The sequence below is a fragment of the Mycolicibacterium hippocampi genome (assembly GCF_010723735.1).
In the GTDB taxonomy this organism is placed as follows: Bacteria; Actinomycetota; Actinomycetes; order Mycobacteriales; family Mycobacteriaceae; genus Mycobacterium; species Mycobacterium hippocampi.
The window spans coordinates 3,296,434-3,309,681 of record NZ_BLLB01000002.1; the positions used below are offsets into that span (position 1 = coordinate 3,296,434).

The window sequence follows — 13,248 nt, forward strand, 5'->3', positions numbered from 1 at the left end:
AGGGTGCCGAGGGTGTGGATGCCGAGACCTCGACTGCCGATCACACCGACCGGCCCACGGTCAGCGTGGTGCTGCCCGCCCGCAACGAGGCGCTCAACCTGCCCTATGTCGCGCAGCGGATGCCGCCCGTCGACGAGATCGTGGTCATCGACGGCGGGTCGGTGGACGGCACCGCCGATGTGGCGCGCAAACTGTGGCCCGAGGCCACCGTGATCGAGCAGACCCGGGCCGGCAAAGGCAATGCGTTGGCCTGTGGGTTCCGTGCAGCCACCGGAGACATCGTGGTCATGATCGACGGGGACGGCTCCACCGACCCGGCGGAGATACCGATGTTCGTCGAGGCGCTCGTCGCCGGTGCGGACCTCGCCAAGGGCAGCCGATTCTCCCGCGGTGGTGGCAGCGACGACATCACACAGTTCCGTAGGGCCGGCAACAAGGGGCTGAACTGGCTGGTGAACCGGCTGTTCCACACCGAGTTCAGCGATCTGTGCTACGGCTACAACGCGTTCTGGCGACGGAACCTCGACTGCCTGGACCTACCCGCGATCGAACTGGCGGACCCTCAGTGGGGTGACGGGTTCGAGATCGAGACCGTGATCAACGTTCGTGCGGCACGCAGTGGATGGTTGATCCGCGAGGTGAGCAGTTTCGAGGGCAAGCGGCTCTACGGACGCAGCAATCTCAACGCGGTCACCGATGGAATCCGGGTGCTGCGCACCATAAACCGTGAACGACGTCAGCGCCACGCAGGTCGCGCGGCTGCCACCGTCGGCGGGTTGCGGTGACCGTCCAGCACACCACGCTCGACGATGCAGTCACCACCGCGGTCTCGGTCAGCGTGGTGATCTGCTGCTACACCATGGGGCGCCGGCAGAATCTGGACGCCGCCACCGCCGCGGTGCTGACCCAACTGCGCCCCGGCGACGAGTTGATCGTCGTCGTCGACGGAAACGATCTTCTGTACCATGATCTGCTGTCCACTCACGGGCAACAGATGACGGTCCTGCAGAACGCGTTTCGCCGCGGTCTGTCGGGTGCCCGGAACACCGCCCTGAAGCGGGCTTCTCGCGAGGTGGTCGTGTTCCTCGACGACGACGCCGTGCTCCATCCTGCGGCCCTCGACGGGGTCAGAACGGCCTTCGCCGACTCCGGGGTCACGGCGCTGGGCGGCGCCGTCCATCCGCAGTGGCACTCGGGTGGTGAACCCCCGTGGTTCCCACCGGAATTCCGGTGGGTGGTCGGATGCGACTACCGGGGACTGGCGTCGGACGGGGCGGCGATCCGCAACCCGATCGGGGCGGCGATGGCGGTTCGGCGCCGCGACCTGGACGGCATCGGCGGCTTCTCCGACCGGCTCGGACGTGTCGGGGCCCTGCCCACGGGCTGTGAAGAGACCCTGATGGGCATCGAGTTGAGCAGGCGCAACCCGCGGGCGCGCATCATCCGGCACGCCGCATTTGCTGTGTCACATGCGGTGCCCAGTGACCGAACGACGTTGTCCTACTTCGTCCGTCGGTGCTTCAATGAAGGCCGGAGCAAAGCGATCCTGACTCGGCTGTGCGGTAGGCAGGCGTCGCTGCGCAGCGAACGTGCTTACACGACCAGGACGCTTCCCGCGGGAATCTGGCATGCCCGCAGGCGTCCGTCGCGGATGCTGGCGCTCGGTGCGGGGCTGCTCGTCACCACCACCGGGTATCTCGTGGGTCTGGTCCAGACGACAAAACAGGGGGATGTTCGATGGTCAGAGTCCTCGGCTACCTGAAGGATGCCCGGGTCACCGGGTGGGTGTCGTTGACGACCCTGGTGTTCTTCGCTGCCGAATGGGTGGTTTCGGCGACGTGGCGCGGTTACTACGGATATCGCGAAGACCTGCTGGGTCCGCTCGGGGTGGCCTTCTGCGGGCCGCAGGGAAACTGGCCGTGCAGCGAGCTCTACCGGGTGATGAACGTCGCCCTGGTGCTGACCGGTCTGGCGATCGTCTTCGTGGCCGCGAGCCTGCTCGTGCAGCGCGTGACCGAACGCGGCCACGCGACCCTGCTGATGGTCGCCGGGTTCGGGCTGGCGGCCTCCGGGATGATCACCCATCAGGTGAGTTATACCTGGAGCCTCACAGCCACCACGGTTTTCACCACCCTGGGCTCGGTCAGTGTGCTGTTCATCGCGATGGGGTCGACAACCGAGATGTCGGCCGAACGGCGGGGCGTGGCCGTGATCGCCGGGATCGTCAGCCTCGTCGGCTACTTCAGCTACATCGATGGGCACGACTTCTTCGGGGCGGGCGGGGCGCAGCGGATGGCCGTCTACGGGATCCTGGCGGCCGTGATCACCCTGGGCACTGCCGGGTTGCGATCGGCGCCGGTTCAGAATGCCGAGACCCCGGAGCTCGTGGAGGAGAAGCGGTGATGCGCGGGCCATCTCGACCCCGCTGGCTTCGCGCCGCCGGCGCGGTCGGCGTTCTGGTGCTGTGTGGTTGTTCGCTGCCGCTGACGGTGGGCCACGCCGAGCCGACCGGACCACGTGTCGTATTCGCCGACGAGTTCGACGGACCCGCAGGCACGCCGCCGTCGTCGTCCTGGCGGATCCAGACCGGCGGCGGTGGCTGGGGCAACAACGAACTACAGGTATACACCGACAGCACGGACAACGTCAGCCTCGACGGCGCAGGCAACCTCGCGATCACCGCGCGCGGTGTGGCGCTGGATCAGATCACGTCGGCCCGGATCACCACTCAGGGCAGCGTGGAGTTCACCTCGGGGCGCGCCGAGGCGCGAATCGCACTTCCGGCGGGGGCCGGTCTACATCCGGCATTCTGGTTGCTCGGCAGCGACATCGACCGGGCCGGCTGGCCCGCTGCCGGCGAGATCGATGTCATCGAGACGCTCAACGACGCCGCCGAATACCACACCGGTGTCCACGCGCCTCGGCAGGGAACACCACGGGGGCAGGAGGTTTCCGCGTCCGGTCCGGCTCCCTTCCCACTGGCCGGTCAGTTCCACACGTACTGGATCGAACGATCACCCGGGCGGATCGTCACCGGGATCGACGACCTGACGTTGTTCACGGTCACGCCTGCGGATCTCGCGGCGGACAGCACCTGGGTGTTCGACGCCCCGTTCTTTCTGCTGCTGAACCTCGCGGTGGGCGGTTCGTGGCCGGGCCCACCGGATGAGTCCACGCCGAACCCCTCGACGATGCTGGTGGACTGGGTGAGAGTGACCGCCTCATGACGCAACTCACCGTCCTCGACCCGGCCATGCCACCGCATTCACAGCCCACCTGGCCGCATGCCCGCTGGATCGGCATGCTCGACCTCGACGACTCTGTGCACGACGCCGACGACGAGCTGGAATTCGTCGCCCGGCACGCGGAGGGCTATCGGGACGCGCGAGTGCTGGTGCGCCGACAACGGCAGCCGATCGCATTCGTCGACGCCCCCGTCGTCGACGGTCGGATATCGATGCGGGTGCCGCCGCTCGACGAGGTGGACGCCCCCGGGGCGCCGGCCGTGTCACCGCCGATATCGGTGGTGGTATGCACTCGGGATCGCCCGGACCAGCTCGCGGACGCACTGCAATCCGTTCTGGCGCTGGACTATCCGGACTTCGAAGTGGTGGTCGTGGACAACGCGGCACGTACCGACGCCGCCGCGAAGGTGGTCGAGCGCATCGCCGATCCGCGCGTTCGGCTGGTGGCCGAGCCGATTCCTGGTCTGTCCACTGCCCGCAACACCGGGTTACGGGCCGCTCGCCACCGTTTGGTCGCGTTCACCGACGATGACGTCGTCGTCGACCGGCACTGGCTTTTTGGCATTGTCGGCGGCTTTGCGCGCTCACCGCGCGTGTCGTGCGTGTCGGGTCTGGTTCCCAGCGGCGAGTTGCGTACGGCCGCACAGGCTTACTTCGACAAGCGGGTCTCCTGGGCGGTGTCGCTGCGGCCGCGCCTGTATGACGTGGCTGCGCCGCCGCCCGATCAGCCGCTGTTCCCTTTCCAGATCGGGCGGTTCGGCACGGGAGCGAACTTCGCGGTCAAACGGGACCGCATCCTCGAGCTCGGCGGCTTCGACGAGGCGCTCGGAGCGGGCACTGCGGCGCAGGGCGGCGAGGACCTGGACATCTTCTTCCGCGTCCTCACCAGCGGTGACCTCTTGGCGACCGAACCCTCGGCGATCGTCTGGCATCGCCATCGAAGCGACAACGAGGCCCTGCTGTCCCAGGCGCGGGGCTACGGTCTGGGACTGGGCGCGTGGTTGACCAAGGTGGGTCTGGACGCTGCCCACCGACGGCTGGCGGCCACGGTGATCGGGAAGCTGGTTGTCGGGATGGTCCGGCGGCAGTCTCGGACGTCCCTGCGCACCGACGTGGGCTACGGCGCGATCATGACCTCGCTGACCCTTGTCCGCCCGGACGTGCCGGTATCGGTGGGCCGCACCGAGGTGCTCGCTGTGCTCGGCGGCCCCAGGGCGTTGTGGCGTGGCAGAAGGCGAAGTGCGAAACCCCGTCCGATGGCCGACAGGCGATGACCGCAACACTGGAAGCGGCGGTCGGTGGCGTTCCCCCCGAGACCGCCGGGGCGGCACCGGCGCGCCGCCTGCTACCGGTGGGCTCGGTGCGGATGGCCGACCTCGCCGGCGCGGGGGCGGCTGCCGGCGTGATCGCGTTGCTGGACCTCCCTGCCGGCCTTCGGGCGGTCAGCTTGGCACTGTTCATCGCCGTCGGACCCGGTGCGGCGGTGCTGACCTGGGTTCGTATCCCGCGGCGGGCACTTCTGGGCACCGTGCCGGTGCTGGGTACCGCGATCGTCACCCTCATCACCATCACCGCGATGTGGTCCTACCGGTGGAGTCCACCCGACATGCTCTGGGTGCAGGTGGTGGCGGTCGCCGCCAGCAGCGCACTCTGGTACTACCACAGCGGTACCAGCCCGCTCGACGCGCCGCGGCAGTGGCGTCGGCGCACCGTTGTCGCGTCGACGCCCTTGCCGCGCAAGGGCTTTGTCCGGCGGCATCTGTCGCTGTTGCTGAGCGGCTCGGCGGTGGCGCTGTGGGTCGCGGCGGTCCCCGGTCTGCCCGGGGTCGACGCGAGCTATTACGGCCTGTTGTTCTCCGGCGCCGGACCACTGCTGGCCGGGTGCATCGTGCTGTGCACCTGGGCGCTGTTGGTCGCGGTCCGCGACCGGCTGCTGCTGCCAACGGCGGTGGCGATCGCCGCGGCGATCGTGGTCGCCCGGGTCACGACCTTCGTCGCTACCGAGGTGCCGCTCTACGACTGGACCTACAAGCACCTGGCAGTCGTCGACTACGTGATGGTGCACGGCCGGATCGCACCCGACGGCACCGACATCTACACGCAGTGGTCGGCGTTCTTCGTGTTCTGGGCGTGGTTCTGTGAGGTCACCGGTGTGGCGCCGATGGCTGTGGCGCATGTGTTTGCGCCGGTGACGCACGTGCTCATCGCCCTGATCGTCTACACCGCTGCCCGGGTCCTCGGACGGTCCCGGCGCACGGCGCTGACCGCGGCGTTCATCGCCGAGATCACGAACTGGGTCGGGCAGGACTACTTCTCCCCGCAGGCCTGGTCACTGGTCCTGGCTTTCGGCATGCTCGTCCTGCTGCTGACGTCACCGCGCAGTCCGGCCTGCGGAGTGTTGAGCATCCTGGTCTTCGCGGCGATGGTGCCCACCCACCAGTTGACGCCGTTCTGGGCACTGGCCGCGGCGTTTCTGCTGTGCCTGTTCAAGAGAGCCCGACCGCGGTGGGCGGCGGTGGCGATGGCGGCGATCGCCATCAGCTACCTGCTGCTGAACCTCGAAGCGGTGTTGCCGTACGGACTGCTCTCCGGTGGCAGCCCGATCAGCAACGCCGCGAGCAATGTTCTGACGTCCGGGTTGCCCGCCAAGGATTTCACCTCCGCGGTGGTGCGGACGCTGTCGGTCGTGGTCGTGCTCACCGCCTTCGGGTGTGCCGTCTGGTCGTGGCGCCGCAACCGGCCGGCGTTCGTGGCGTCGGTGCTGGCGTTCAGTTCGTTCGGCCTGCTGCTGGGGCAGAGCTACGGCGGCGAGGCCATTTTCCGGGTCTACCTGTACTCGCTGCTCGGCTGTGCGCTGCTGATCGCTCCGGCGGTGGTCGGCGCTGTCGACCGACTGCGGGGACGGGGCCGGCGGATGCTCTGGCCCGGCGTCGCCGTGCTCGGTATGACGGGCGTGTCGGTGGCCGGTCTGCACGGCTATGTCGCGTTGTGGCCCATGGTCTTCGAGACCCGTGCGCAGGTCGAACTGATGGACCGCATCACCGACGGAGCCGACGTGCGCACCCGTCTGGTGACGCTGCGACTGGGAGGGATGCCGACCCGGATCAACGCCAGCTACGCGGAGGTCACCCGGTACAACCACTACTTCGACTCGACCATCGGTTTCGATCTGTGGGACTACCGGGATCCGAACCTGCCGGAACTGAAAGCGTCGTTCCCCACACCCGAGGATTTGAAGACGCTCGACGACTACGCGCAGTACGACGCCTTCCGGGCCTACGTGTTGTTCAGCGAACAATCCAACAAGGCAGTGCGGTACTACGGTGATTTCCGTCCCGAGGCCGTCGAGATCATGCAGGACGCGCTGCGAAGGTCGCCGAACTGGACGGTGTTCTATGAAGACGGTGACACCGTGGTGTTCCGGACCGCCCACGACTGGGATGTGCCGCCGCAGACCACCGCCGACGGCAGTGGCTGAGGTTCACCTTGCCTTGCGGGGTGAGATCAGCGAACGTGCCTGCTGTGCAACCGAATCGAGCGCAGCGCCGACCCGCCGGGCGTCGAAGAGCGAATCGTGAAATGCCGCCGTCAGCCACACCGCACCTGCTGCGGTGGACGTCGTGACGGTCATCCCTGACGGCTCGGCCGGGTCGCTGGCGACCAGGATCCGGGCCGCGGTCGGTTCGCTGAACAGCCACCCGGTGCGCGGGACGTCGCCGATGCTGGAGTGCAGCAACCGCAACCGGGGTCGAGGGGGCGCCAGCCATTCGGGGTGGTGCCCGGCGCGTAACGCGGCCCGGGCCTTCAGCGTGCTCACCACGAGGTTGGCCACGGGCCGCGCCATTCGGTTGGCTGCCACCATCTCGGCATGCAATCCGCGCGGGCCGGCTCGGTGATCGAGGGTGAACTCCAGGCCCGCCGAGAAGGTCGCCAGGGTGCTGTGCCCCGTGGGCAGGTACGGGCGGACATCGAAGGGAACGGTCACCGTCGGATCGACGTCGAATCCGGCATCGGTGAACGCCTGGTGCAGCGCGCAGGTGTAGACGGCGAACATGCTGACACCGGGCAGTACCGAATCGCGCAGGCGGCGCAATTCGGCGACGGTGTCCGCCGGAATCTGCCCGACGTATGTCGCGGGACGCGGCAGGATCCCGCTTGGTTCCGGCGAGCCGGAGCCGGCCGGCACCGCCGCGGTGCCACGTCGATACTGCCGCCACAGCGGCCAGAGGCGTTGCGGCCCAAGGCCGAATGCTCTCAGGACGGCTTCCGGCAGCGGAGGTACCCGATGTCGATAGGCGGCCCAAACAGCCGGGTCGGCGGGATCCACGCTTCCCAGGAGCACTGCGATGAGCATGTCCAACAGGGGTACCTCGCCCAGCCCGTGGCTGAAGTCGATGGCCAGATGGTCGCCGGCGGCCAACACCCGGATGCCGTCGCCCGGGCATTGCCGCAGGGGCGTCAGCAGCGTGACGGGGTCCGATGCGGCCGCACGAACGGTGGAGCTGACGGCATCACCGACGCTGTTGGGGGCGTATCGCCAGCGGGTGCTGGTGGTCGAGGGACGCAACCCCACCCGCGTCACCGGACCGACGGCGGCCATCGCCGCAAACCGCGCGATGAGCTCCTTTGTGGGCGGTATCCGCACGGGTCCGACGATCACCGCGGACCGGCGGTGGCTGTGCGCCACGTCGAGCGTCGCGACCCGAACGGTGTCCGGCTGCCGGCGGCGCAGGGCTTGAACCATTTGCCTCAAGAACCTATCAGAGCGCCATATTCGCAGGTGTCGACGAATCTGCCGAAGGGGGACAAGGACAATCGCGCGAGGACGCGACCCGATTTAGTAGGTTCTGACCATGACCACCACCGACCGCGGCAGCACCGTCGCCGCGCAGTCGCGTACCCGGGTGCTGTGGTCGGCCGGGGTGGCCGTGGCGGCCGGCTACGGGCTGTTCCTGATCGTCACGGCCGTCCGACTCCCGGCGGGCGCCGAGCTCACCGGCCAGTTCGGCCTGCAACCCGCGGTCAAGGCCCTGACCGCGGTACTGCTGGCAGGCGCCGCGCTCGGCCATCCCGTCACGCGGGAACGTCGGTGGCTGGTGGGTGCGCTGCTCTTCTCGGCTGCGGGTGACTTCCTGCTCGCGATGCCATGGTGGGCGCCCTCGTTCGTACTGGGTCTGGCGGCATTCCTGGTCGCCCACCTGTGCTTCCTGGCGGCGCTGCTGCCGCTGGTCGCCCCGACACCTGCCCGCATCGTCGCGGTGGCGCTGGTGGCCGTGGCCTGCGTCGCGCTGCTGGTGTGGTTCTGGCCGCGGCTGCTCGCCGAGGGCATGGCGGTGCCGGTGACCCTGTACATCGCGGTGCTGGGCGCCATGGTGGGCGCCGCGCTGCTCGCCGACCTGCCGACACCGTGGACGGCGCTGGGTGCGGTGTGCTTCGCGGTGTCGGACGCGATGATCGGCATCAGCAAGTTCGTGCTGGCGCCGGAGAACACCGAGGCGCTGGCGGTGCCGATCTGGTGGGCGTACGCCACCTCGCTGCTGTTGATCACCGCGGGATTGCTCTTCGGTCGTGCGTCAGGACCGTCTGCTAGACCTGCGGGGTGACGACTACCCGGCATGTCGCCGAGCACGAACCGGTCGCTCGGGTGTTGCCGATGCTCTCGGTGCCCCACCTGGACCGCGAGTTCGACTATCTGGTGTCGGCCGACCAGTCCGACGACGCACAGCCGGGAGTGCGCGTACGGGTCCGCTTCCACGGCCGGCTGGTCGACGCGTTTGTGCTCGAGAGACGTTCGGAGACCGACCATGTCGGCAAGCTCGGCTGGCTGGACAAGGTGGTCTCGGCCGAGCGTGTGCTCACCCACGAGGTCCGCCGGCTGGTCGACGCGGTCGCCGCCCGCTACGCGGGCACCCGGGCCGACGTGTTGCGGTTGGCCGTGCCGCCGCGGCACGCCAACGTGGAGAAGAAGCCGCCGGCTCACCTCGAGCACTTCGTCACCCCGGAGCCCGACACCGCGGGCTGGTCTGCCTACAGCGGGGGTGCGCAGTTCATCGCCGCACTGCAGGACAGCCGCGCGGCGCGAGCCGTCTGGCAGGCCCTTCCCGGCGAGTCGTGGTCACATCGGCTGGCCGAGGCCGCGGCGGTGACCGTGGGCACCGGTCGCGGCGTGCTCGCGGTGGTACCCGATCAGCGCGACGTCGATCTGCTCCACACCGCCGCGGTCGCCGAGGTCGAGGAGTCCCGGGTGGTCGCGCTGTCAGCGGGGCTGGGCCCGGCGGAACGTTACCGGCGCTGGTTGTCGGTGCTGCGCGGTGACGCGCGGCTGGTCATCGGCACCCGCAGCGCGGTCTTCGCCCCGGTGGCGGATCTCGGGCTGGTGATCATGTGGGACGACGGTGACGATTCGCTGGCCGAGCCGCGGGCGCCCTATCCGCACAGCCGCGAGGTCGCGATGCTGCGCGCTCACCAGGTCCGCTGCGCTGCATTGCTCGGTGGGTACGCACGCACCGCTGAAGCGCAGGCGCTGGTGCGCAGCGGGTGGGCACACGACCTCGCGGCGCCCAGGCAGGGGCTGCGGGCACGGGCGCCGCGGGTGGTCGCGCTGGAAGACAGCGCCTACGCGCAGGAACGAGATCCGGCCGCACGCACCGCGCGGCTCCCCTCGGTGGCACTGGATGCGGCGCGCACGTCCCTCGCCGCCGGTTCACCGGTGCTGGTGCAGGTTCCCCGGCGCGGTTACGTGCCTGCGCTGGCGTGTGGACGGTGCCGAACCATCGCCAGATGCCGGCACTGCACCGGTCCGCTGTCGTTGCCCGGTCGCGACGCCCCTGGTGCGGTCTGCCGGTGGTGCGGCCGTGAAGAACTGGCGCTGCGCTGCGCCCGGTGCGGTTCCGAGGCGGTTCGGGCCGTCGTCGTCGGAGCCCGCCGAACCGCCGAGGAACTGGGGCGGGCGTTCCCGGGGACTTCGGTCGTCACCTCCGGGGGTGACGCCGTGGTCGAGTCGGTGGCGGCCGGGCCGGCCCTGGTGGTCGCGACACCGGGCGTCGAGCCGGCTGCGACCGGCGGGTACGGCGCAGCGTTGCTGCTCGACGGTTGGGCGCTGCTCGGAAGACAGGATCTGCGCGCCGCCGAGGACACGTTGCGGCGGTGGATGGCGGCAGCGGCGCTGGTACGCAGCCGCGTCGAGGGCGGTGTCGTCGTGGTCGTCGCGGAGTCGGCGCTGCCGACGGTGCAGGCCCTGATCCGGTGGGATCCGATCGGCCACGCCCAAACCGAACTCGACTCCCGCGCCGAGGTCGGCCTGCCCCCGGCCGTGCACATCGCCGCGGTGGATGGGACCCCTGCGGCGGTGACGTCACTGCTGGATGCGGCCGAACTGTCGGAACCCGGTGAGCGGATCGGGCCGGTGGATCTGCCGATCGGAGCTCGCAGACCGCCGGGGGTGCCGGCCGACCTGCCGGTCAGCAGGATGTTGGTACGGGTGCCGCGCGACGGTGGGTTGGCGCTGGCTGCTGCGCTGCGGCGGGCCAGTGCGGTCCAGAGCGCGCGCCACGATCAGGAGCCCGTCCGCGTACAGATCGACCCGCTGCACATAGGGTGATCTTGACTACACCCGACAGGAGGCGGCATGGGGCGTCTGCTCAGGTGGCTGATCCCGGTGCTGCTCGTCGGGTTCGGGTTGTTCTGGCCGGTGATCTTCCAGGGCGGAACCGACTCCGGCGCGGCCCCTTACGACCCGGTGGTGATCACCGACTACGACGTCGACATCGCGGTGGACACCGCTGGCGACATGACTGCGGTGGAGACCATCACCACCGAGTTCCCCGGCGGACGCCACGGCATCTTCCGGTACTGGGACGTCGCCAACCAGAACGACCCGCGGGTGCGGCAGAAGCCGATGGTCAACTCCGTGCTGCTCGACGGCGAGCGGGTGCCGTACCAGATGCTGTGGGAGGACGGCCAGCGGTTCCGGGTGGCCAAGATCGGCGATCCGGACCGCACCCTGAGCGCCGGCACCCACGTCTTCGAGATCCGCTACACCATCCCCGGCGTCCTCGACCCCGGTGACACCGGCGCCGACAAGCAGTTTGCCCAGACCGTCGGCAGCACCGCCGAGTCGGACGCGGAAGCCTCGGTCTTCTTCTGGAACGTCATCGCCCCGTCCTGGAACAACCGCATCGAACGCGCCGACATCACCGTCACCCTCCCCACAGCGGTCGGCACGGCCCAGTGTTCGGTCGGCCTCGGTATCGGTCGGGCCTGCGACGACCTCACCGTCAGCGGCAACACCGTGACCCTGTCGGCCACCGCGCTCCCGCCCCGGACCCCGGTCACGCTGCGCGCCGGCGTAGACCTGCCGGCGCCCGAACGGCAGAACCTGCCGTGGCCGCACGCCTGGGACGAGGTTCTGGGCCAGTCGGTCGGCGGGGTGATCTGGGTGGGTGTGCTGACCGTGCTGTTCGGGCTCGGCGGGCTGGGCTGGTACCGGATGACGCTGGAACGCTCACCGGGCTTCCCGCTGCAGTACGCGCCCCCACCGGGGCTGGGTCCGGTGCAGATCGAGTACATCCGCACCGAGGCGATCCCCAAGAACGGTCTCACCGCGACGTTGTTCTACCTTGCCGAGCGCAGGCTGATCAGCCTGGAGCAGGTCAACGACAAGCACTGGAAGGTCCGCGGTATCGGTCAACCCGGCCAATGGGCGGGCATGGACCCGGTCAGCCTGGCGGTCGCCAAGCGGCTGAAGGTGACGAAGCCGGGAACGGTGTTCGAGGCGAAGAAGACGGTCAAGTCGGGGGAGCGGCTCAGCAAGGCCAAGGCTGACATGACCAAAGCGGTGCAGAAGTGGGCCACCGTCAACCGGCTGATGGTCAAGCGCAACAGAGAACTCTGGGTGCGCGTCGCCAACGCCGTAGCCTTCGTCCTGATGATCTGCGCATGCTTCTTGTGGGGCTTCCCGGCGACCATGTGGGCGTTGCCGTTCGCGGCGTTCTTCGTGCTCTCGGCGGGATCGTGGAATCCCGGCGTCGGCACCAGGCGCACCGCTGCGGGCCGGGAGCTGTGGTCGCGTGCAGGCGGATTCCACCGCATGCTGGCCACCGACTCGGCCGAGGCCAGGTTCGACTTCGGCGCAAGGAGAGACCTGTACACCGCCTACGTGCCGTTCGCCGTCGCCGCGGGAGCCGCCGCACTGTGGGCCAAGAAGTACGAGGCGTACACCGGTAGCGCTGCGCCGCAACCGGATTGGTACAGCTCGTCGTCCTCGTCGACGGGCTGGGGGCTCAGTGGAGGGTCCGGTGGTCCGGACTTCGACAGTTTCGAATCGGCCCTGTCCTCCTCGATCGGCGCCTACACCGCCTCTCAGTCGTCCTCTTCGTCGGGCGGCGGCGGTTCCAGCGGCGGCGGGGGCGGCGGCGGAGGCGGCGGAGGTGGTGGATCGTGGTGACGTTCCTGTTGGTAGTGGCGCTGATCGTGGCGGTGCTCGTCCTCCTCGGATTCGTGTTGGGCTACAACAAAATTCGTGCCGCAGACGTCCGGGTCGCCGAGGCGCTGTCGGGTATCGACGTCGAGCTCACCCGACGGGCCTCGCTGATTCCCAGCTTGGTGCACACCGTGCAGACGTTCGCCACCCACGAGAAGGGCCTGCTGGAGCACGTCACCAACGCCCGTGCTGCGTTGGCCGCGGCGACGACGGGCAACTCCGTGGCACAGCGCAGCGCCGCCGAGACGGAGCTCGACAGCGCCCTGGTGCCGCTGCTTGCGCTGGGGCAGAGTTACCCGCAGCTCAACTCGTCGCAGAACTTCCTCGACCTCCAGCAGAACCTGGCGGACACCGAGAACAAGCTGGCTTTCGCCCGGCAGTACTACAACGACGCGGTCGCCACCCTGAACCGCTCACTGAGCACCATCCCGTGGATGTTCGTCGCCCCGCTCACCGGGGTCGGCGAGCGGGAGTACTACCAGACGCCTCGATAGGCCCGCGACGGCGTCCCTACACTGGCTC

General features: G+C 69.1%; 11 protein-coding genes. 10 read left to right on the forward strand and 1 reads right to left on the reverse strand.

Annotation, left to right across the window (positions count from 1 at the left end; genetic code table 11):
• Positions 1-14: 14 nt before the first annotated feature.
• The 6 genes from G6N53_RS17015 to G6N53_RS17040 are packed head-to-tail and all read left to right on the forward strand — an operon-like array spanning position 15 to position 6,723.
• Complete coding sequence (locus G6N53_RS17015) at positions 15-785, forward strand: glycosyltransferase family 2 protein (protein ID WP_237166757.1); 771 nt, start codon at positions 15-17, stop codon at positions 783-785.
• Positions 782-1,762: a glycosyltransferase family 2 protein gene (locus G6N53_RS17020; RefSeq protein WP_237166548.1), complete on the forward strand. Its 981-nt coding sequence runs from the start codon at positions 782-784 to the stop codon at positions 1,760-1,762. Before G6N53_RS17015 ends, G6N53_RS17020 begins: the two co-directional genes overlap by 4 nt.
• The gene (locus tag G6N53_RS17025; protein WP_163890283.1) at positions 1,738-2,403 is read left to right on the forward strand and encodes a hypothetical protein; all 666 of its coding nucleotides are present in this window, start codon (positions 1,738-1,740) and stop codon (positions 2,401-2,403) included. Before G6N53_RS17020 ends, G6N53_RS17025 begins: the two co-directional genes overlap by 25 nt.
• A complete protein-coding gene (locus G6N53_RS17030; protein ID WP_163890284.1) occupies positions 2,403-3,227 on the forward strand; it encodes a glycoside hydrolase family 16 protein in 825 nt (274 codons plus the stop codon). Before G6N53_RS17025 ends, G6N53_RS17030 begins: the two co-directional genes overlap by 1 nt.
• Positions 3,224-4,519, forward strand: a complete 1,296-nt coding sequence (locus G6N53_RS17035; RefSeq protein WP_237166549.1) for a glycosyltransferase family 2 protein — start codon at positions 3,224-3,226, stop codon at positions 4,517-4,519. The genes G6N53_RS17030 and G6N53_RS17035 overlap by 4 nt, the downstream gene beginning before the upstream one ends.
• Positions 4,516-6,723: a hypothetical protein gene (locus tag G6N53_RS17040; RefSeq protein WP_237166550.1), complete on the forward strand. Its 2,208-nt coding sequence runs from the start codon at positions 4,516-4,518 to the stop codon at positions 6,721-6,723. The genes G6N53_RS17035 and G6N53_RS17040 overlap by 4 nt, the downstream gene beginning before the upstream one ends.
• Before the next feature lie 3 nt (positions 6,724-6,726).
• On the opposite strand, the gene G6N53_RS17045 is transcribed toward G6N53_RS17040, so the two are convergent.
• A complete protein-coding gene (locus G6N53_RS17045; RefSeq protein ID WP_163890286.1) occupies positions 6,727-7,989 on the reverse strand; it encodes a hypothetical protein in 1,263 nt (420 codons plus the stop codon).
• 109 nt (positions 7,990-8,098) lie between these two features.
• Between G6N53_RS17045 and G6N53_RS17050 the strand changes: the two genes are divergently transcribed.
• Genes G6N53_RS17050 through G6N53_RS17065 form a run of 4 tightly spaced genes read left to right on the forward strand, consistent with a single transcriptional unit; the run spans position 8,099 to position 13,220 of the window.
• Positions 8,099-8,848, forward strand: a complete 750-nt coding sequence (locus G6N53_RS17050; protein WP_163890288.1) for a lysoplasmalogenase — start codon at positions 8,099-8,101, stop codon at positions 8,846-8,848.
• 50 nt (positions 8,849-8,898) lie between these two features.
• Positions 8,899-10,845, forward strand: a complete 1,947-nt coding sequence (locus G6N53_RS17055) for a primosomal protein N' (RefSeq protein WP_163895995.1) — start codon at positions 8,899-8,901, stop codon at positions 10,843-10,845.
• A 27-nt stretch (positions 10,846-10,872) separates the two neighbouring features.
• Positions 10,873-12,690, forward strand: coding sequence for a DUF2207 domain-containing protein (locus tag G6N53_RS17060; RefSeq protein ID WP_163890290.1), 1,818 nt, complete (start codon positions 10,873-10,875; stop codon positions 12,688-12,690).
• Entirely contained in the window at positions 12,684-13,220 is a 537-nt protein-coding gene (locus tag G6N53_RS17065) for a LemA family protein (RefSeq protein WP_163890292.1), read from the forward strand. Before G6N53_RS17060 ends, G6N53_RS17065 begins: the two co-directional genes overlap by 7 nt.
• The last annotated feature ends 28 nt before the right edge of the window (positions 13,221-13,248 follow it).